Here is a 21,023-nt window from a genome sequence, read left to right on the forward strand (position 1 = left end):
GCCGAAGTCGTCGCCCTGGTCTCCGGTCTCCGGAACGTCCATCGCGAATGTGATGAGTCCCTCCGTGGTGTCCTCGAACGTCTCGAGGAGCGTGCCGGAGACCGGTTCTGCACCCTCGTAGCTGACGTCGAGCGACGCCGTCACGGCGGCCTTCGTGCCGATCACGTACTGGCCGTCGTCGTGTTCACCGATGTACATTGGATCGCTCATCGCATCCGGGTTCGCCGGCTTCCACAGCACGTCTTCACCAGCGTACTCGGTCTGTTCGAGGGTCGTCTCGGCGTCCTCGTTCAGCGCGTCGATAAGCGTCTCGGTGTCCCAGTCGGCGTCGATGAGGACGGCAAACTCGCTCTCGGTAGCGGCTTCGGTGTCCGTCATCCCGAACATCGTCGTCTGATTGAGATCCTGGAGGTCAAGTCCGGTTTCGTCTCTGAACTCCGTGTACATTTCTTCCATCTCAGCGGCGCTACTGCCGGTCCCGTCACCGAGACCGTCGAGCAGCGCCGTCGTTTCCTCGTCCGCAAAGATCGCCATATCGACGTTGACGAGCATATCCGCCTCGGCCGGCACTTTGACCGTCTGTTTCGAGGCGTCGGCGTTCGCCTGCTCCTCGTCGGACAGCATGCTTAGACAGCCAGCACTCGCGACGACCATGGCCACGACGGCCAGGACGAGCAGCACTCGGCGGCCCGCACCGTCCGACCACGGTAAGCGTGTAGAGAATTTCATCTATCCATCCGTTTGTCTGAATTCTAAATAAACATTCGGATCTCCGTGCCGGTTCTAGAGCACCGTCTCGCCGAACGCCCGGCGACGGCGGTCAGTTGCCGATGGCGAAGACCAGAGAGATTGTGGGAGGGTGTGAGAAAGACGCCCGCCCGAACGTAAGACGCATACGATGCCCGGCCCAAATTCCACGTAATGACGGCGTTCGCAGCGGTCCTGGCGGCGATCGGGACGGGTCGTTCGATGGCGGCACTCGACGGGGTCGTCGCCATGGCCGGCCACGGGTCGGCGGGCCTCGAAGCCAACGTCGATCTCGCGGTCTTTCTCGTCGTCGGCGTCCTCGCCGGAGCGCACTGTCTCGGGATGTGCGGCCCGCTGGTGACCACGTACGGCGATCGGATGTCCGCAGGGTCGTCGACGCGGCGAGACGACGATCTCTCGGTCTTCGAGGTTCGCCAGCACCTGCTTTTCAACCTGGGTCGGACGGCGAGTTACGCGCTGATCGGTGGACTCTTCGGCCTTCTGGGCGCGCTGGCTTTTGCCTCCCTCGACGCGACGATGGCCGTTGGCAACGGCGTTCGTGCTGCCACCGGGGTCCTCGTCGGCATCGCGATCATCGCGAGCGGACTCTACTACCTCCGCGAGCGCGCTGGCGTGCCCGGTCACGGCCTCCCGATCGTCGGCCCCCTCTTCGCGACGGTCTCGGGAGCGCTCACGAGCCACGTCGATCGGCTGGCGAACGGCCCCGGGATCGTCCTCCTCGGGGGCCTGCACGGCCTGTTGCCTTGCCCGATCATCTATCCCGCCTACCTCTACGCCTTCGCCCAGGGCACCCCGCTTCGGGGCGCGCTCTCGCTTGCCGTCCTCGGACTGGGGACGATCCCGACGTTGTTCGTCTACGGCACGCTCGTGAGTGCGATCGGCCCCAGTACCAGAGTACACCTTCACCGCGTCCTCGGCGTCGCGTTCGTCGCGCTGGGGTACTTCCCGCTCAAGATGGGACTGATGGCCTTCGGCGTCGACCTTCCCGGCCCGTCACTGCCGTTCTACAGCGGACTCTGACTCGATCTTCGGTTCGGTTCGTACGAGACAGATACCCGAGCCGTTCGCCAGGTAGCGACCACGTTCTCACGGCCGGGGGTGCAGTATCGACCGCGTACCGACCCGCGCAGACGGTTCGTACCCGGCAACTGTCCGGAATGCCGTTCGTTACTATGGCCGTGGTTCTCCGATTCTCGGAACGGTTCACCAGCATGTACGAAGGGCAAACAGTCGGTGTCGTGATTCCCGCGTACAACGAGGCGGGATTCGTCGGCGAGGTGATCGAGACGCTCCCGGCGATCGTCGACCGGGCCTACGTGGTCGACGACTGCTCGACCGACGACACCTGGTCGGAAATCGAGGCGGCAGCCATGCGCGTCACCGCCGCGGCCGAAATGTCCGGTACTGCAGAGTCGTCCGCTGCACCCGAGTCGGTCGGCGCGGCGGAATCAGCCGACACGGCGGACTCAGCCGGCCCAGCGGAATCGGCCGGCGCGGCGGGGACGATCGAGACGACTGCCGAGACGGGGGTGAGTGGACAGGCGACTGTCTCGACAGCCGAGACGGCGACGTTGCACCCCGATGGCGGCGGTCTCGACGGGCCACCGATCGTGACGGTCCGCCACGAACGGAATCGCGGCGTCGGCGGGGCGATCAAGACCGGCTACCGGCTGGCCAGCGAGGACGAATTGGACGTGGTCGCCGTGATGAACGGCGACGGGCAGATGGACCCGACGCTTCTCGAACGAATCGTCGACCCCGTGGTCCAGGGCCACGCCGCGTACGCGAAGGGCAACCGACTCGACAACCCAGACGATCGGGCGGGGATGCCATCCTGGCGGCTGTTCGGCAACGGCGTCCTGACCTACCTCACGAAACTTGTCAGCGGCTACTGGGGGATGAGCGACCCGCAGAACGGCTACACGGCCATCTCCCGGGAGGCGCTCGACGCGATCGACGTCGATCGGCTCTACGAGGGGTACGGCTTCTGTAACGACGTCCTCGTCCACCTGAACGTCCACGGATTTCGCGTCGAGGACGTCCCGATGCCGGCCCGATACGGCGACGAGCAAAGTCACATCCGCTACTCGCGGTTCGTCCCATCGCTGTCGTGGCTCCTCCTCCGGCGCGGCCTCTGGCGCTACCGGATGCAATACGCCGAAGCAGGACCGCGCCGGCCGTACGTTCTGTTGCTCGCCGGAGGACTCGGTGGCACCGTCGGCCTGGCGACGCTCGGACTCGCCGCGCTGACGGTCGGCATCGGCTCGGCCCAGGCGGCCCTGTCGCTCCTCACCGCCCTGCTCGGCGCGCTCTTCGTTACCCTCGCGGTGACGCTCGATCGCCTGCACAGTCGGACGGTCGACACCGACCGGTACGAGCCGGTCGGAGGTGACTGACCATGGGCGAATCCGGGGAGAGCGTGCCAGCAGACGACAGCGTACCAGCCAACGGGAGTGTATCAGCAGACCACAGCGCACCAGCCGACGAGCGACCGCACGTGCTCACCGTCGTCGGCGCCCGGCCACAGTTCGTCAAGGCGGCCGCCGTCTCGCGGGCTCTTCAGGACCGAATCGACGAGACGGTCGTCCACACCGGCCAGCACTACGACGCCGAACTCTCGGCCGTCTTCTTCGACGAACTCTCGCTCGACGAACCCGACTACCACTTAGACGTCGGTTCCGACACGCACGCGGCCCAGACCGCCGCGGTGATGGTCGAGATCGAACGTCTCGTCGACGCCGAGGAGCCGGACGCCGTCCTCGTCTACGGCGACACCAACTCCACGCTCGCCGGCGCGCTCGCCGCGGCCAAGCGCGAGCCGACGCTGGTCCACGTCGAGGCCGGCCTTCGCTCCGGCGATCGATCGATGCCAGAAGAAGTCAACCGGATCTGCACCGACCACTGTGCGGACGTCCACTACGCACCCAGCGAACACGCAGTCGCCACACTCGAACGCGAAGGGATCACCGACGGCGTGGTCGACGTCGGCGACGTGATGTACGACACCCTTCTCCAGGTCCGCGACCGGCTCACAGGCGGCGACGTCGCCGGCGCGCTCGTCCCCGCCGGGGAGACACCGAGCGACGGCCACCCCGCCGATCGCCCCACCCCCGGAGACGACTCGTTCGTCCTCGCGACCGTCCACCGCGCGGCCAACACCGACGATCCGGATCGGCTGGGATCGATCGTCGAGGGGCTTTCGGCACTCGCGCGCCCCGTCGTCCTGCCTGCCCACCCGCGGACCGTCGATGCGCTCCACCGTGAGGGACTCTGGGAACGAGCGACCGACGGAATCGAGCTCGTCGAACCGGTCGGCTACCTCGACTTCCTGCGGCTGCTCGTCGCGGCCGACTGCGTCGCCACGGACTCCGGCGGTGTCCAGAAGGAGGCGTTCTACCTCGACACCCCATGCGTGACGTTGCGCGAGACGACCGAGTGGGTCGAGACCGTCGAGGCAGGCTGGAATCGTCTGGTCGGGGCGGACGCCGACCGCATCGTCGAGGCGATCGAGTCGGCCGAGCGACCGGCCACGAAACCCGACCGCTACGGGAGTGGTACCGCTGCTGCGCGCATCGCCGCCGATCTGCGGCGGCGGCTCGATCCCACCACCTGACCGCGGACCTGCTGCCCACTGACCGTCCGACAATCCACCATGCCAGACGAAGCCGCCACCACAGACCCGCTCCGGCGGATCGAACGTCCGACCGAGACGCACGACCGCGAGGCACCCAAGCTCCCACCGAGTGCCTGCTGGGACGAGTCACCGCTGCCCGCGGACGCGTCGTTCGCCCTCTGTCTCACCCACGACGTCGACCGCCCGTACAAGGGTCTGCGCTCGCTGTTCTACGTCCTACAGGAACGGCCCGGCTACCACCTCCGAACGGCGCTGTCCGGCGCAAACCCCTACTGGCAGTTCGACGAGATCCGCGACCTCGAAGCCGACCTGGGCGTTCGCTCCGCGTTCTACTTCCTGAACGAGCAGCACCTGCTCGCCGAGCGGCCGGTGCGGGACTGGCTCTCGCCGACGAACTGGGTGCAACACCTCGGGCGCTACGACGTTCGCTCACCCGCGATCAACGAGGCGATCGGCGAGCTGGCCGCAGGCGGCTGGGAGGTCGGCCTCCACGGCTCCTTCCACTCCGCCGAGAATCGCGACCGGCTTCGCGAGGAAAAGAACGTTCTCGAGGACGTCCTGATCGAAGAACGCGACGCGAATCGAACGGAATTCGGAGACGAGGCGCCGACCACCGTCGCCGGCGGGCGCCAGCACTATCTCCGGTGTTCGATCCCGGAGACCTGGCGCCACCACCGGGCGATCGGCCTCGAGTACGACGCCAGTCTCGGTTCCGGTACTCGCGTCGGATTCCACCACGGCTACCGACCCATTCGCCCCTTCGGCGACGACTTCCGGGTCTTTCCGCTGACGGCGATGGAGCAGGCGCTACCCGACCCCGAAGCAGAGCCGGAGGCCGCCCGGCTGACCTGTGAGGAACTGCTGCTCGAAGCCGCGGCGAACGAGGCCGTGATGACCGTCCTCTGGCACCCGCGGTACTTCAACGAACGCGAGTTCCCCGGCTACCGGTGGCTGTACCGCTGGCTCGTCGAGCGCGCGCAGGAACTCGGCGCCTGGATCGGGACGCCGCGAGCGCTGATAGAGGCGTTCGATGGGAAGGATGACGGTACCGACCGCCAGCCGATGACAGTTGCGGAGCGACGCGTCGACCCCGATCAGATCGGGTAGCGTCCGCTCCCGAATATCGTTGCCACCTCGTGACCGCCGCTTGGTTCGTCACCGTTCGTTCCGGGCCGCTATCTCCCTCACTCGTTCTGCGGGAGCGGCTCCGCTGGAACCGACTCGGGGGTCGGCTCCGGTGCGTCGACGCCGTCGAACGGCACGAGCGCGTCGACCGATTCGGGATCACCACGCGCCGTCGCGACGTCGACGATGACCCGCGTGAGGTTACAGCGATCGGCGAGGAACGCGTCGCGACGGCGTCGCCACGTCTCGTCGGTCCCGTCGGCGGCCAGGAGCGCCGGTGCGCGTTCGAGGACCGCGTCGAACTCCGCCTCGTTGAAGATCAGTCCCTGGCGCTCGAGTTCCCGGAAGTTACCCATGTCTTCCTCGCCCACGAAGGAGTTCGACCGGATCGCGGGCGTGCCGAGCAGGGCGGCCTCGGTGACCATCGTCTGCGTGTCGGCGACGAGGAGGGCGGCCTCGTCCAGCGCGTCGTGCAATCGCGCCGGGTGGAGCGAGAACGGGCGGGCCGGGAGGTCAGCGATCGCCAGGTCGCCGCCCTCGTCCGAGACGAGGACGGTCGCGTACTCGGCGAGCGTCTCGATCAACTGACGGCGGCGATCCGGTGTGAATCCCCCTTTCCCAACGTCGTGATGGGACCCGAACGCGTTCAGCCGGACGATGGCGTAGGGTTCGTCGCGATCCAGGCCGAGTCGGTCACGGACGGATGCCAGCTGCCTGTCGGTGGTCGAGTGCTGGTCGGCGATCGGTTGGTGGTCCGTGGTCGGGGGACGGGTGATGGCCGGGGGATGTTCGATAGTCGAACGGCGGTCGGCACCGACCCTCCCGCGCTCGCGGACCTCGGGGTGCAAGTACGCACATTCCTTCAGCCCCGGGAAGACGTAGTGCTCGTCGCAGAGTTGGGTCTGGAACGTATCCGGTGTGAGGACGGTCCGGGCGAAGGGCGTCGAGATAGCGTGGTCGAGCCCAGTCACCTCGGAGTCGATGAGCAACACGACTGGTGTCCGGGTGAGTGCGCCGGTATGAGCCGCGTACCCACCCATGCCGAAGATCAGGTCCGGGTCGAATCGGCGAGCCGCCCGGAGGGCGCGTGCGTACTGCGCCGGCAGGTTGGCCAGTAAGGACCACTTCGACGTCTCGCAGGCGCCGTATACCTCGTGAGGAAGGTCGTACCACTCGGCGAGGTCGACCGTACAGCCGTAGTCCCTGGCGAGAACGAGCACGTCGTGACCCCGTGCTTCGAGTTCCGACACGGCGTTTCGATAGCAGTGGACGTGTGCCGGCGTATTGGTGAATATGAGATACCGCATTCGATGAGAGAGACGGAATCGGAGCGTTTTGTTACGGCTGACGTAGCCAGCAACCGGAGACTCGTATCGACGGACTACAGCTCCGGCAGGCGATGTGACGCGAATCAAGCACAACAATACCCAGCTCCTCGAAACACGACACATCCCAGCCATGGAATCAGGCGATTGCTTACGGGCGAGCTGACGGCTACAGACGGACGCGCTCGGCGAGGTCTGGCGGTGTCAGGACTTCGAGACGGCCCGCCGACTCAAGCTGATGGAGATGCTCGATTGACTGCCGAAAATCAGCGCGTTGCTGCCCGGCGAGTTCGTGGTAGAGAAGCCCGACGTGCCCGCCCCACCGAGCGGCGCTGTCGAGCAGGCCGATAGCCGTTTCGGCAGTGGGTTCTCCGACGCGGGTGCACAGTAACGGGTTCGCCGGCACACCGTTGATTCCCATTCCGGACCAGAACGCCAGCTCGTGATGCTCGCCGACGATCTCGAGCGTGTGCTCGTCCCACTGCCCGAACGGGTACGCGAAGTATCCGGCGCCGTCCTCGAAGCCGTGGTCGACGAGCCACTCGCGGGCGCCAACGATCTCCGCCGTCTGTTCGTCGGTGCTCAGGTCCTCGAGTCGATTGTGGGCGTGCGTGTGGTTTCCGATCGTCCACCCAGCGTCGGCCAACCGCGAGCATCGATCGAGGGTAAGCCGGTCATCGCTGCCAATGGTTATGGGGTTGACGAACGACGTAGCTTCGTATCCGTACTGATCGAGAAGGGGAAAGGCCTCTGTGTAATCGGTCGCGTACCCATCGTCGAACTGGATCATGACGGTGCCGGGCGATGATCTCGGGGTGAAGAATAGCTCGTCGAGGCGCATCGTCCGGGATTCATCACCGACCCAGAGGGCGATGCGGAGTTCGGTTATAGTGGACAGGTCGACAGGGCCCGAAACCGACACGAGACCGAACGAATAGCGAACTGGTCCCCGATTGCCCTTGATCCCGCGACGGAAGTCGGCCCGATTACCGACGTCGTCAATCAGCTGGATCCGCGGGACTATCGAATCCGCCGCCGAGAGAGTAAGTCCGGGAACGACGCTCGAACAGTCGAGCGGGTCAGACAGTGAGCGATCGATCAAGACGCGCTCGTCTGTGGGCCGGGCCGCGAGGCGTACGCCGCTCGCAGACTGCTCCAGTGTACCGGCCAGCACTGACCACGACGATGGGTCGTCGAAATCGTCAAACGGATTCCCGTGGACGAAAGGACTATTCTCATCAACGAGTCCGGTGTCGGTCCACGCGTCGATGGCTGACGATTCCGTCGTCGTGTTTCGATTCTGGTCACCCGATCGATCCGCTTCGTCACGCTCGAGGCAACCGACCAGACCTACCGTCGCTACTGAGAGGAACACCCGGCGTCTCATGTACGGCAGTGAAACTATCACGCATCTATATTGGTAAGCAGCCGATTATGCGGTAGACAGGAACGCGCTACTGAGAGGCGAACGGGCGTCCGAACGAGGGGCCAATTATTGAGGGGCGGGGACTGAAGTAATCGCCCACGTGTGCGAACTTACGTCACCACAGCGGAAACCCGTTCAATATCGAGAAGGCCAGTGACGGTCGCGAGGAACGCCCACACGGCGACTCCAACCGTGACGACGGCCGCGAGCGAGAGGATACTCGTGACGTGTGGAGAGAGGGTCAGTACCAGACCGCCCATGACGAGCGCGATCGCCGTCGCGATGGTACCGACGCGGGCAAGTCGCGTCCATCGGACGGTAAGCTCACGGTGCATGATGTATACGTTTGCGAGCGAATAGACGCCGAACGTGAGGACCGTCGCGAGCGCCGCACCGGTGACGCCCATCACCGGAATCAATACGACGTTCAGCCCGAAGTTCCCCGCGGACGTCACGCCCTTGACGATCGCGCGGTGTCTGGCCCGCCCGAGATAGTCGAGCGCCTGCGTAGTCACGCTGTTTATCGCTTTGAACAGGACGAAGAGGCTCAGTACCTGGAGTACTGGTATCGCCGGCTCGTAAGCGTCGCCGAAGACGAGCCGAATTCCCGGTTCGGCGACGACGATCACGCCGGCGACCGCCGGAACGTACAGGAGGAGCACATACCGCATCGACGACTCGTACAGGCGCGACGCACGGTCGATCCCACCGGCAGCTTTTTCCTCGCCGTAGACGGGAGAAAGCGCGAAACCGACGGCACCCGCCGGCGCCTCTACGAACTCCGAAATCTGTTTACCGAGCGTGTAGAATCCAACGGCCGCCGGATTCAGGAAGAATCCGACGAGGATGATGTCGACTCGCCTGTCTATCACGTTCGCACTCCGTGACGCGGTCAGTGGGATGCTGTATTCGAGGATGCGACGCCGAAGTCCGTGTTCAGGTCGATCGGCCCGGTCGTACGAACGGTAGACGTGCGCGAACAGGACGAAGAGGCCGACTGCCGTCGCGAGTACTGATCCGAGGACGTACCCGGCTAGTGCGCCGAGAACGCCACCACCGAGGAAGACGAACGCAACGACGAACACGAACCGGCCGACGTTGTCGACGATCGAGACGAGCGCGCTGTACTCGAGCCGGTTGAATCCCTGGAACAGGGTTACGTGATAGACCTTGATCGACTGGAACGCGAGAAACGCCGCGCCGACGACGAGCGTACCGATCAGTGCCGGTTCGTCGAGAACTGCCGCGAGAGGCTGGCGACCGAGAAGGATGGCGATGCAGACGACCGCGATGAGGACCAGCCGGTACCGAAGGGACGACGCGACGATGTACGGGACCTGACCGTCATCCGTCTCCTTGTACTCCGAAACGTATCGCGCCGCCGCACGGGCGATCCCGAGATCGGCAAAGAGCTGGGCGACGCCGACGATCGAGAGCACGAGGAACAGGAGACCATACTCGTCGGGACCGAGCAACGTCCCCGCGAGGAGGACCACTAACAGTCCGTTCGTGAGGGTGTGGACGGCGCGCGAGTAGAACGACACTTTGACGCCCCGAAGGATGTCTGCAGAGAGCGCAGTCATTCGTATCGGGCCACGAGGAACTCAGCCAGCTGGGCCACGGGACACCCAGGCGTCGACGGATCAAGCGTGCCCGACCGCCGGCAGCTGTGATTGGTACCTCCGTCCGGTTCGTGGATCGGAATCCGAGTGAAGAGAGCGAGAGGGAGTAGCATTCGTCTCGTGACTGTTCTCGTTCAGGGGCAGTATTGTTAGGTAGCCAGTGACCGCTCCGGCGCGGGTGACGCGCCGACAGTATATCAGACCCTACCCTCCATCGACTACGTCCCGCCAAAAGTGCGACAGCAATCAGTCGCAAGTTGAGTTTTTCTGCAACGACACCCCCTCAGAACCACTATTTCCTGAAAGAACAACCGACACGAATACGCTACTCGGAGAGTACGGATCCGATAGCAATCACCGAATCCAGACTAACAGGGCTCCTAATATATCGTGAACGCCTGAAGGTGAAGCGATTAGGTCGATCTGTTTTACTTGACTAACGAATGAGCGCAGACGAGACGAACGTTAACGAATCGATCGAAACGAGTCGACGACAGTACCTGTTCGGTGCCGGTGCGGCGCTCGGAACTCTCGGGCTCCTCGGATCGGCCGGCCGGATGGCCGCCGCGGAGGACTACGAGACGATCACCGTGGGGGCGGGCGAGACGTTCACGAAGAACGTCGGGAGCGGTGAGACCTGGGAGAACAAACTGATCGATATCTCCGCATCCGGAGCGACGTACCAGATTCAGGCTGACGGGAGTGACTGGACGATCCGAAACATCGGCATCGTCGGTCACTACGAGGACGGACACACCGAACCGTTCCGCGCTCGTGTGACAGACCCAAACGGCACAGGAGTCATCGAGAACGTCTACGTTGCACCCACCGTCGGCGACGGCAACGCAACGGGGCTGTACGTCTACTGGAACCACGTAGGCCACATAGAGATCGACCGGTTCAACGTTCAGAACTGGACGGACAATGGCATATACGCCTCTGGGCCGGGTAACTCCGGTTCACACTCGGTTCCCGGTGCGGGCGGTACCGTCACGATCAGAAACTCCTACTCGAAAAACAACGACACGTCGAACTTCCGGCTCGGCACGCACGGGTCGAAACTCGTCAATTGCTGTGCGGCCGGTGGATCCTCCCGCGGCCACTGGCAGTTCTACGAGTCGGCGGAGATCGTCGACTGTGATCTCGGCGGTCACACATCTGACCTCGCGCTCGGCGACGCAGTCTGGGAGAAGTCGAACCACGCGTCGCTAACGATGTCGAACTCGCGGTGGGAGACAGCTCACGCCCACGGCGGGGCGAGTACCGCAAACATCGACGGAACTCCGCAAGGATCGCCGGTCGACCGCGTTCCAGACGGCTGTCCGACCAGCGCCGAAGAGGCAGCCAACGGCTCGGGCTCCGTTCAGGAGCCAGCGCCGAAGCCGCCAACGGATAAGAATCTCGTCGCGTTCGTAACCAAGCCAGACGCCCGGTTCGCTGCCTACGAATTCCGCGCGAACGGAGCCGTCGAATTCACCGAGGCACCGTACGAGAGTCCGTCAGGTGGCCACATCGAAGGTGGCACCTACACGGCCGAGGACTTCGTCGAGCAGATTGAGGATGCCTGGCACGCCGGCGGTGTTACTGGCGGCGGTCAGGGTGACGCATTTCTGGTCGACGGCCCGGTCACCTCCGTCTCGGTCGACCAGCCCGACGCCATGTGGATCGAACTCGACGGCGAACGGGTGAGCGCGAACGAGCTCGTCGAGCGTACGGGCGGCTCCGACGAGGACGGCGACGATACCGACGAGTTCCGGACGCTCGAAATCGCCGGCCAGTGCGAGTATCGCGTCGAAGTTTCCGGCGAGATTCGGCCCGCCGAGGCCCACGCAAAGTGGCTCACCGAGGGCGAGGCCTACGGCGACGACTGGGCCGAGTGGTGGCTCTCCGGTTCTGACACTGCTCGCACCGTCTGGGAGTTCACCGGGGAGATCACGAGTCTGGAGATCGACGATCGCGTTGGCGACACCGAGCTTCGTACCCTCGCCGTCGACGGCAAGGAACTGGATCACGGCGAGTACGTCGACACCGGCCCCCACCGGCTCGAAATCGCCGGCCAGTGTGAGTACCGGATCGAGGTTTCCGGCGAGATTCGGCCCGCCGAGGCCCACGCGAAGTGGCTCACCGAGGGAACTGCCTACGGCGACGACTGGGCCGAGTGGTGGCTCTCGGGCTCCGACGAAGCCCGTACCGTCTGGGTCTACACGGGCGAAATAACGAACCTCGACGTGACCGACTACGACGGCGTCACGGACGTCCGGACACTCACCGTCGACGGCAAATCGGTCGAACCCTCGCAACTATAGCGCCGGAGCGGGTACGCCGTCGAGCGATTCGGTCGGTATCGTACTCGTTTAGTTCCGTTTAGCCCGCGTCAACGTAGTACAGGGAGAATTCGCCGCTCGAGTGAACCCGGTTCACGCCTGACTGCCCAGAGATCGACGTCAATTGCGCGTCGGTGTATCGGAGTTCACGGTACGTAGTCGTCTCGCGCTCGCGATCCATCTCCGTAACGACCAGGTACCGATCCGATTCGAACGTCGTCAATCCGTCATCCAACTCGTCGCTGGTGACGCCATCGTACGAACTAGTTCGATCAAGCGGGGAGTAGTAAGCGTCGGCGTACCGGTTCGGACCGCTTCGAATGCCGACGAAGCCGAGCTCGTCGTCCGCCGCCTCGAACGCATCCGCGTGCTCGATCATCGACTGCTCGGTGACGTGCGGGGCGGGTTTGTATACGTACGGGGAGGCGAACACGCCGACCAGCGACACGACAAGGAGTACCCCGATGGCGACCGCGGCGCCAGCCTGGGCTAGCTGTCGGGTCTGCGCTCGCGTGATCGATTCCATCCCATATGCGAGCGCCACGGCGCCGGCGATGGTGAAAAACAGCATCATGAAACCGAAGACGCGGAAGTACATCATCCCGGACGAACCGAAGAAGTACAGGAAGAACAGGACGGTCAACCCGGTGAGACCGACAGCAAGGTACGCGACGACGGCACGTAACTGCCCACGCGTCCGACGGCCCGCACCGAGGAACACGGCCAGAACGAGAAGGGCAGTCAGGAGCCCGAAGACGATGTTCGGACCCAGGAGCTTGAGGACGACGATCGCGAGACTTCCGCCCACGGCCGCGAGCGAGTCGGCCTGCGAGTCGACCGATGCCCCGGCGGTGTCGTTGGCACCGAGGAGAAACTCGACCGTGCTGACGAGGTGGAACCTGATTACGCGCTGGATGAGTTCGTGGTTCGCACTCCAGACGAGGAAGGCAACGACGAGCACGGCCGTCAGCCGATATATCGGCGCGTGTCGGGCGATCGAATCGAACCCGTGGGATCCACGAGCGACTACCTGAATCGCACAGATGCAGAGCAGCACTACCAGTAGATGTGCAGCGAGCTGGGGGTGATAGAGAACAATGGCGACGAGCAGTAATGTCCCGAGTAAGCCGTAACCGCGTCGGGAGAGGCCGTCCGATCCCTGCCTGACGTACGCGACGAGTACGAAGACGAATGCCGCGGAGAAGAGAATCGCCTGCGACATCGCGTGTGGGGTGATGAACGTGCTGAGCGTTGTGATCGGTAACAGCAGGAACGCGGAGAACGCGCCGAAGACGGGGCTGTATCGACTGTCGAAGACCCTCGTCGTTGTCATCGCGATGAAGCCAAAAAAGAGCCCACACAACATGACGATGGCGAGCATCATCGCGTGCGCGAGTTCGACTCCGAGTACGTTGCCAGTCACCGTCGTCACCGTGTGCAAGCCGGGGTATCGGAGATCTATCGGGTCATACGCCCCGGAGGCGATCCCGCGCGCCCAACCCAGGTGGGTGAGCGCGTCACCGCCCGAGATGAACCAGTACCCGCGAAGAACGGGCATCCCGACGACGGCGAGCGCCGCACCGCCACCCAGACAGAGTGCCAGGCGTCGAACCCACCTAGATTCCGTCCCCAGCGCGAGCGACAGCGAGAGCACGAACGCGACGCCGAGCAACCCCCAGACCATGGTTGGCGTCTCCGCGTAGATCGAGAGCTCGTAGCCGGTCGCCGGCGAGCCGTGCGCCAGGGCGACCGCTCCCGTGAGGGCGAAAAAGCCGATCGCGAGGAGGCTCCGTTCTCCCGGCGTCGCCAGCTCCGAACGCTGCGTCTTCATTCTCTCGATCCGTCGACCGTCTCGGCCCTTGTAATGGAGCGTGTGGATGAACGTAACGAGGTGCTACCTATCAGGGTGCGCAGTACTCCTGTTTCAGTGGAGAAAAAACGGATCGAGACGACCAGCTGACGCCGCGAACCACAGCAGTCACTATCGGAGCGTAGTCGGTGAAAGAATCGAAGTGGTGCTATCGCCGGTTGCGATAGCGCTCGGGCGGCTTACAGCCGTTCGAGGTTCGTCGCACGCGGTCCCTTGGGGGATGATTCGATGTCGAACTCGACGTCCTGCCCCTCTTCGAGGTCTGGACCGCCGACGTCTTCCATGTGGAAGAACACGTCCTCGTCGTCGTCGACTGCGTCGTCGTCTGTCGAAATGAAGCCGTACCCGCCCGTGTCGTTGAAGAAGTCAACCGTACCGTTTGCCATTACACCCAGACAGAGCCCCCACACAGTGATAACACTTTCGAGGGTGCCAGTACCACGATTGGACGGTGTCCAATGCGGGAAAACCGGCAGTCGACGGCAGAGAAGCGGTGAAACTGATGGGAAAGCGTGAGCCAACAACGCGGCTCCAATCGATCGATCGCAAAACGCGACGCGGCCCGGGAGTACTTATAGGACGGTCACATGGTAGCAACTTGCATCGTTATGAAATCGTGCCAACACTGCCAGGCGGTCATCGACGAGTATACATTGGACAAACAACTCGAACCCCTGCGCGACCTCACAGTCGACGACTTCAACGTCTGTGCGGACTGTGCGACTATCGTTCCCGATGCGTGCGTGGAGTGTGGCAGCGCGGTATACGTCCCCCGAAGCGAATCCAGCGTCCCCGACTACTGTCCGGCGTGTCGATCCGACGTGCTCGTCCGCACGGGGCAGGACCCAGGCTGGAATCAGGACTCGGTCTCCACCTGAACCGGCCCCGGCAGTTGCGTTTCGGCGAACCAATCGGCGAGCGGTGCCGCTGGACGGAGCACGCGCCACCGAACACCGATTCAGTGGCGCCGAACGGGCGTCAAGTGACGCGTAGCGTACAGCCGACGACAGTCGGCCCCGCGCACACTGAACGAGATCGGATACGTGTCGCGACAGCCAGTCCGCGAGATACCAGCCGAACAACAGCGGCGACACCAGCAGTGTGAGCGGCACGAGGATCCAGATCTGGCCCGCAAGCACGTTGTACTGGCCCAGCGTTGTCGAGACCGGCGTGCCCTCGAGATTGCCCACGAGGAACTCGAACCCGGTCGTCAGGAGGACCCATACGACACCGATCAGTACGAGCTCCGCCCGGGTGAACGAGATCGCAGCGCGCGAGAAGTAGAGGAAGGAGATGAGGGCGATCGCGACGACGAGGACGAGCGTACTCACGACGTGGCCGGGATACGAGCCGAGACGGGGAACGAGGACAATCTCCCGGAACCCACCGTTCAGGACCGCGACGACGGCCATGGCAACCCACGGGACGAGCGAATACGGGAGGACGGATGGTCGAATTGACTGCGCCGTTGCGGTGACAGTGAGAAGTCCCGTCACGTTGTTTGTCTCACGACGGCGTCGGAGAAGTAACTAGGGCAAGACGGCGAAGCAATGATGGCTGCAGGGAGTCGTCTGAACCGATTGGTCGACTCAGACGGGGACGCTCGTCACCGTAGACGTGACCAGAACGAACAGTGCGACCGCGTAGACGAGATCGAGCCAGAGAGCCCGAAGCAGGTTCACGACGTGGATCAGGGCGATCACCGGGAGGCCGAGCAGGACCGTCGGCGAGGTGCGCCACTTCGACTTCGTCTGCCCCCACAGCGCCGAGGCGTCGCCGGCGCTCGGGAACGCGTGCATCCCGAAACTGAGCCCGAGCCAGCACAGGACGCCCCCGACAATCCCCACGTCGGTGACAGCGCCGCCGGCCGAGGTCGACAGCACGACACCGCCGAAGGCGACGAGCGCGAGGACGGTGTTCAGCAGGAACGGTGCGACCGTGATCATCGTCGCGTGTCGATACCGACGGGGTTCGGCGTGGCGAACGTAGCCGGCGGGATTGCCGATTCGGAAGTAACACACCTCGAGGACGGGGATCCCGAACAGGTCGCAGACCCGCTTATGTGCCAGTTCGTGAACGATCACGCCGGGAAACGTCACGAGCGTCAGTAGAAAGCCGAGCGACCCCATGCCCCCGAGTTCGACCGTTCCATCTTGAAGGTTGGTGAGCGTGGCAGGTGAACCGGTCGTTGTGATCAGTCGCCGGTCGCACTCGGCCAATCAACGTGCAGAAAGAACGACGGCGTCACCAGATCGGTAACCCCCTATCGCCGGCGGACGGCGATCACTGCGACGCCGATCCCTGCCAGCACGATGACCACGCCAAACCCGGGGAGAAATGAACCGAGGGTCCCATCGGCGACGTCAATCGTGGCCCCGCGATCGCCCACCGAAACCGTCCGTGTCCCCGGTTCGTCGAACGTCACCGACGTCGAGAGGGTCCGGGTCTCACCGGCGGCGAGCGTCACGGTTCGCTCGTCTACGACGCCACCGTCGACGACGAACGGAACGGTCACCGTCTCCGGCCCCTCGCCGTCGTTCGTCACCGTCGCGCCGAGGGCGATCGGTTCCTCCGCGTCCGCCGTATCGGCAACGTCGAGTCCGGTCACCCTCGAACACGCGCCCGAGCGCACGGTGATCGGTTCCTCCATCGCGAGCGACGTCCGCGTGGTGGTCCCGTCGTTCGAAACGACCTGCCAGTCGGTGATCTGGCCGTCGTAGCCATCGTCGGTATAGCGGACGTCTGCCGCCTCGTTGAACGCCGGCGTCACCGTTACAGCGAACGACTCGTCGAAGCCGGTGAACGCCGCGCCGTCGGACCGGCCCTCGGTCCAGACCCACGAAATACGGCTCGATGTCTCTCGGTGCGTAAAGACGTCATCTCGCCCCTCGTAGTCGTCGTCTTCGACAGTCCACTCGCCGTCGATCGGCAGCCCGTCGAACTGCATCGTGGCGGACCCACCGTCCGTGTCGCCATCCAGGCGATCGTGAAGGACGACGAGGGAGCGCCCGTCGGTGCCGTCGTAGAAGAAGAGGGAGCTCGTGTCGTCTGCCTGAAACTCCGTCGTTCCGTACGAGCTGTACGTGTACGATGACGGCGTCGTGTTGGGCGTTCGGTAGTCGTAGTAGTCAGAGACGGACTCGGTCCCGTTGCCGAACGCAGCGACGGGGATACAGCGGTCGCCCTGCTCGACGGTGACACCCGCAGATTCGAGCGAGGTCGGTCCTTCGCTGGCCAACTCCTGGTCGGTGACCTGCCCAGCGACGATCGAGCTGCCGGTCACCAGCCCGACCGTTACGGCGACGAGTGCCAACACCGTCAGCAACCGCGACGTGTCGGCCCCGAACCCGTCCGTTTTCCTGTCAGTCATGGACGTTCGTACGTTGGGGGACCCGAACCTCGCCAGTAGTTATCCCGAACGTTATTCGGCAGTAGTCAGTCGCTACTTTTCGGTGAATCGGTCGTTGGTGAGACGAGCGAACACGCACGAATGATTGACGTTCACCGATTACCTGCCGACGACGAGTGGAACACGTACGTCGATAGATCGACACAGAGTGCAGCCTTCCACCGAGCCGAGTTCCTTCACGCCATCGCCGACGAGACGGACACGGAGCTCACGCGGCTCGTCGGGAAGAACGGCGACCATCCGATCGGCATCCTTCCGCTGTTCGTCGACTCGAAGGGACCACTCCGGCTGCTCTTCTCGCCGCCGCCGCACGCCGGCATTCCTCACCTCGGGCCGGCAATGATGCTCGATCCGAATATCAAGTATCGAAAGGCAACGCTCCGGACGAAGGAGTTCGTTGAAGCCTGCCTGGAGTGGATCGACGACGAGGTCGACCCCCACTACGTCCGGATCATCACGAATCCGGCCTACGACGAGGTTCGCCCCTTCAGCTGGCGCGGCTTCGACGTGACGCCCCGGTTCACCTACGAACTGGACACCGACCGGGACGAGTCCGAGCTGCTCCGATCGTTCTCACGCGACGCCCGAACCTCCATTCAGGACGCGTACGAGCCGCACGCCGTAGCCGACGGCGGCGAGATCGTCCACGCCGACGAGGAATCGGCAGCTGAAGCGGCGTACACGATCGAGCGCGGCGGCGAGGCGACCGTCGAGCGACTCGCGGGCCAGCTCGATCGACGCTTCGCCGAGCAGGGCGAGACGTTCCCGCTCTCGACGGACTTCTTGACGCGGATCTACCGGGAGCTGCCACCGGGTGCGATCGAAGCCTACGAGCTCTCCGTGGACGGTGAGCCGGTCTCCGGTCGGCTCTCACTCACGTACGGCGACCGACTCACGTTCTGGCAGGGCGTGCCAAAACCTCGAGCGGAGGTCGACCTGCCGATCAACGACCTGCTGAACTGGCACTCGATGCGTCGCGCCCGTGACGACGGCTGCGAGGTGGCCGAACTCTCCGGCGCCAACGTCGAACGGCTCTGGGACTACAAGGCGAAGTTTAATCCCGATCTCGCCACGTACGCCATCCTCGAACGGACCGCGACGGGCGTGCAGCCGCTACTTTCGCTGTACAAGTGGTGGAATGCGTGACCGAACTGACCACGCGCCACCGTCTCGGAGGCGACTGCCAGTGCGCGTCCTCCAGTTGACCACCAACGCCGAAGCCACCTACGTGACCAATCAGGTCGCGGCCCTGGCCGATCGTGGGGTCGAGAGTGACGTCCTCGAGGTCCCCCGATCCGGCCCGGACGGGCGGCGCGTTACGGATTACCTCCAGTTCTGCCCGACAGTACGAGCGCAGGACCTGAACGCGTACGACCTCGTCCACGCCAACTTCGGGTTGACGATCCCGGCGGCCATCGCACAACGACGCGTCCCCGTCGTGACGAGCCTGGTCGGGTCCGATCTGATGGGACGGTTCGGCGGCCTGACGAAACAATTCGCCCGGTTCTGCGACGCCGTCATCGTGGTGAGTGCAGAGATGGCCGAACTCCTGTCGCGGGACGCCCACGTCATCCCTTACGGCATCGATCTCGACGAGTTCCGGCCGATCGAGACCGAACGCGCTCGCGGCGTCGTCGACTGGCCGACAGACGGCCGGCACGTGCTGTTCCCCTATCACCCGGATCGGCCCGTCAAAAACTATCCACTTGCCGAGCGCGTCGTGGAGCGGGCGGCGGAGCGGACGCCGTTCGACATCGAACTGCACACGGTCTCAGGCGTCGAGTACGACCTGATACCGTACTACATGAACGCCGCCGACACCCTCCTGCTCACCTCTCACCGGGAAGGTTCGCCGAGCACCATCAAGGAGGCGCTCGCCTGCAACACCCCGGTCGTGTCGACCCCCGTCGGCGACGTTCCGGAACGCGTCGGCTCCCTCGATGTCAGCGGCGTGGGATCATCGGTCGAGGAACTGGCAACGAAGCTCCGGCAAACACTGGACGCCGCGGAAGAACCGGGTGGTCGCGACGCCATTCAGCCGTTCGGATTGGACCGAATGAGTGAACGCATTCTCTCTGTCTACAGACAAACAATCACCTGATAGCGCCGGGTGCGTACCGACCGATACGCCCACGCATTGCTACTCGAATCGACGCTCGACAGCGGGTAGGTGACGGTCAACCCTGGGTCATCACTGGCCAGCGGAAGCGCCGACTGCAAGTCGAAAAAAGACGACCTTAGCGCCGTTGCCTCGCACCGAGCGCCAGCACGAAGACGAGGGCGGCGAGAGCGACCGGCACCCCGAATCCGGGTAGCCGACTGGCAAAGCCGCCATCGTCAGGTTCGATGCTCGCCGACGCGCCACCGACGGAGACCGTCTCCGCGCCGTCTATCGAGACGCTCGCGTTGAACGTCACAGCGCCGTTCGGTGCGACCGTCAGCTCGTGTTCGTCGACGACCTCGCCGTCGAGTGCGATCGGGACGGTGACGGTCTCTTCGGCGTCTCCCTGGTTCGTCACGGTCGCGTTGACCGAGACGGAGTCTCCGGACGATCCCTCGACGTCGAGTGCCGTGACGGCCGTACAGCCGCCAGATCGGAGTTCGATCGGCTCGGTCATATCGAGCGACGTCGTCTGCGGGTCGCGATCGTCGCCGGAGACGACCTGCCAGTCAGTTATCTCGCCGTCGTTCAGTTGCAGATCCGCCGCGTCGTTGAACGCAGGCGAAATGGTGATCGAGAAGTCGTCGCCGAGGCCGGTGTACATGCCGCCGTCGGTTCGCCCATCGGCCCAGGTCCAGCTGACGCGACTCGCGTCGGCGCGGCTGTCCCAGACGTCGTCGTTCGTCGCGGAGCCGTTCTCCGTGTCGATATCGTACTGATCGTCCGTAACGGCCCACTCGCCGTCAGGGAGGCCGGAGAACACGAACGTCGCCCCGCCACCGTCGCCGGAGCCTTCGAGTTCGCCGTGGACGATACCGAGATTGAGGCCGTCACCGCCGTCGTGGAGGAAGAGGCGGCTCGTATCGCCCTCCTGAAGGTGCGTCGTCCCGTGGGAGCTGTACATATACGAACTCGGGTTCGTCTCCGGATGTCGATAGTCGTAGTACTCCTCGGCGGTCTGGTAACCGTCCCCGAGCGGCGTGATCGGGATGCAGCGGTCACCCTGTTTCACCGAGTACGTGCCGTCGTTGTACGCGGTCAGTGAGAGATTGTCCGAAACCTGTGGCTGTACCCCGACCGCGTCGGCCGTCGGTGCCGGCGGCTCTGTCGTTGCGTCGGCGATCGGCGTCCCGACCGCGAAGACGCTCAGTCCGATCGTGACGAGGGCGAGCCCCACCACGGCGAGGGTCGTTCGATTGATGCGGATCATACCTTGCCTTCGGACGGAGACCGAGACGGTGATTTGTTATGACGACGTTGCACCGCGGTACGACCGTCTTACGATTTTTCACGAAACGTGCTGCAGCCTACCGAGGTCACGAGTCGCGGACATATGTCGCGAGCGGGAGAAAATGGAGA

The 21,023-nt window shown here is 64.3% G+C and carries 17 protein-coding genes and 1 pseudogene; 9 read left to right on the forward strand and 9 right to left on the reverse strand.

The window, feature by feature from the left end; all coding sequences use genetic code 11:
• Nucleotides 1-729 (reverse strand): annotated as a pseudogene (locus C479_RS06200) (hypothetical protein); the annotation flags it as partial.
• A gap of 192 nt (nt 730-921) precedes the next feature.
• Here C479_RS06200 and C479_RS06205 point away from each other — a divergent pair.
• The 4 genes from C479_RS06205 to C479_RS06220 all read left to right on the forward strand — a co-directional run bounded on the left by C479_RS06205 (nt 922) and on the right by C479_RS06220 (nt 5,509).
• Nucleotides 922-1,788 (forward strand): sulfite exporter TauE/SafE family protein, encoded by an 867-nt coding sequence (locus tag C479_RS06205; protein ID WP_007699517.1) that lies wholly within the window; start codon nt 922-924, stop codon nt 1,786-1,788.
• 191 nt (nt 1,789-1,979) lie between these two features.
• On the forward strand, nt 1,980-3,164 hold the full coding sequence (locus tag C479_RS06210) for a glycosyltransferase family 2 protein (RefSeq protein WP_241430169.1): 1,185 nt from the start codon (nt 1,980-1,982) through the stop codon (nt 3,162-3,164).
• Nucleotides 3,165-3,166: 2 nt separating this feature from the next.
• Nucleotides 3,167-4,381 carry a non-hydrolyzing UDP-N-acetylglucosamine 2-epimerase gene (gene wecB, locus C479_RS06215; protein ID WP_007699521.1) on the forward strand — a complete coding sequence of 405 codons (1,215 nt, stop codon included), beginning with the start codon at nt 3,167-3,169 and terminating at the stop codon, nt 4,379-4,381.
• Between the two features lie 39 nt (nt 4,382-4,420).
• Complete coding sequence (locus C479_RS06220) at nt 4,421-5,509, forward strand: polysaccharide deacetylase family protein (RefSeq protein ID WP_007699523.1); 1,089 nt, start codon at nt 4,421-4,423, stop codon at nt 5,507-5,509.
• A gap of 77 nt (nt 5,510-5,586) precedes the next feature.
• Here C479_RS06220 and C479_RS06225 read toward each other — a convergent pair whose 3' ends face one another.
• The 3 genes from C479_RS06225 to C479_RS06235 form a co-directional block, all read right to left on the reverse strand.
• Nucleotides 5,587-6,834, reverse strand: a complete 1,248-nt coding sequence (locus C479_RS06225) for a hypothetical protein (RefSeq protein WP_007699526.1) — start codon at nt 6,832-6,834, stop codon at nt 5,587-5,589.
• Between the two features lie 187 nt (nt 6,835-7,021).
• Nucleotides 7,022-8,239, reverse strand: coding sequence for a polysaccharide deacetylase family protein (locus C479_RS06230; protein ID WP_049907121.1), 1,218 nt, complete (start codon nt 8,237-8,239; stop codon nt 7,022-7,024).
• Nucleotides 8,240-8,388: 149 nt separating this feature from the next.
• Nucleotides 8,389-9,861 carry a flippase gene (locus C479_RS06235; RefSeq protein ID WP_007699530.1) on the reverse strand — a complete coding sequence of 491 codons (1,473 nt, stop codon included), beginning with the start codon at nt 9,859-9,861 and terminating at the stop codon, nt 8,389-8,391.
• Nucleotides 9,862-10,343: 482 nt separating this feature from the next.
• Between C479_RS06235 and C479_RS06240 the strand changes: the two genes are divergently transcribed.
• Entirely contained in the window at nt 10,344-12,206 is a 1,863-nt protein-coding gene (locus C479_RS06240) for a hypothetical protein (RefSeq protein WP_007699531.1), read from the forward strand.
• A gap of 58 nt (nt 12,207-12,264) precedes the next feature.
• On the opposite strand, the gene C479_RS06245 is transcribed toward C479_RS06240, so the two are convergent.
• Together C479_RS06245 and C479_RS06250 are read right to left on the reverse strand one after the other, a co-directional pair.
• Nucleotides 12,265-14,055, reverse strand: a complete 1,791-nt coding sequence (locus C479_RS06245; RefSeq protein ID WP_007699534.1) for a hypothetical protein — start codon at nt 14,053-14,055, stop codon at nt 12,265-12,267.
• 218 nt (nt 14,056-14,273) lie between these two features.
• Nucleotides 14,274-14,480: a cold-shock protein gene (locus C479_RS06250; protein ID WP_007699538.1), complete on the reverse strand. Its 207-nt coding sequence runs from the start codon at nt 14,478-14,480 to the stop codon at nt 14,274-14,276.
• A gap of 222 nt (nt 14,481-14,702) precedes the next feature.
• Between C479_RS06250 and C479_RS15805 the strand changes: the two genes are divergently transcribed.
• Together C479_RS15805 and C479_RS16225 are read left to right on the forward strand one after the other, a co-directional pair.
• On the forward strand, nt 14,703-14,972 hold the full coding sequence (locus C479_RS15805; RefSeq protein WP_083893834.1) for a DUF7571 family protein: 270 nt from the start codon (nt 14,703-14,705) through the stop codon (nt 14,970-14,972).
• Between the two features lie 165 nt (nt 14,973-15,137).
• Complete coding sequence (locus C479_RS16225) at nt 15,138-15,554, forward strand: hypothetical protein (protein WP_161607162.1); 417 nt, start codon at nt 15,138-15,140, stop codon at nt 15,552-15,554.
• A gap of 129 nt (nt 15,555-15,683) precedes the next feature.
• On the opposite strand, the gene C479_RS06260 is transcribed toward C479_RS16225, so the two are convergent.
• Both C479_RS06260 and C479_RS06265 read right to left on the reverse strand, forming a co-directional pair.
• Entirely contained in the window at nt 15,684-16,223 is a 540-nt protein-coding gene (locus C479_RS06260; protein ID WP_007699542.1) for a metalloprotease family protein, read from the reverse strand.
• Nucleotides 16,224-16,357: 134 nt separating this feature from the next.
• Nucleotides 16,358-17,464 (reverse strand): CARDB domain-containing protein, encoded by a 1,107-nt coding sequence (locus C479_RS06265; protein ID WP_007699545.1) that lies wholly within the window; start codon nt 17,462-17,464, stop codon nt 16,358-16,360.
• A 120-nt stretch (nt 17,465-17,584) separates the two neighbouring features.
• Between C479_RS06265 and C479_RS06270 the strand changes: the two genes are divergently transcribed.
• Nucleotides 17,585-18,649 carry a GNAT family N-acetyltransferase gene (locus C479_RS06270; RefSeq protein WP_007699548.1) on the forward strand — a complete coding sequence of 355 codons (1,065 nt, stop codon included), beginning with the start codon at nt 17,585-17,587 and terminating at the stop codon, nt 18,647-18,649.
• A 40-nt stretch (nt 18,650-18,689) separates the two neighbouring features.
• The gene (locus tag C479_RS06275; RefSeq protein WP_007699551.1) at nt 18,690-19,604 is read left to right on the forward strand and encodes a glycosyltransferase; all 915 of its coding nucleotides are present in this window, start codon (nt 18,690-18,692) and stop codon (nt 19,602-19,604) included.
• A 136-nt stretch (nt 19,605-19,740) separates the two neighbouring features.
• Here the strand turns inward: C479_RS06275 and C479_RS06280 are convergent, their stop codons facing one another.
• The gene (locus C479_RS06280; protein WP_007699554.1) at nt 19,741-20,874 is read right to left on the reverse strand and encodes a hypothetical protein; all 1,134 of its coding nucleotides are present in this window, start codon (nt 20,872-20,874) and stop codon (nt 19,741-19,743) included.
• Nucleotides 20,875-21,023: the final 149 nt, after the last annotated feature.

The organism is Halovivax asiaticus JCM 14624, assembly GCF_000337515.1.
Classification (GTDB): Archaea; Halobacteriota; Halobacteria; order Halobacteriales; family Natrialbaceae; genus Halovivax; species Halovivax asiaticus.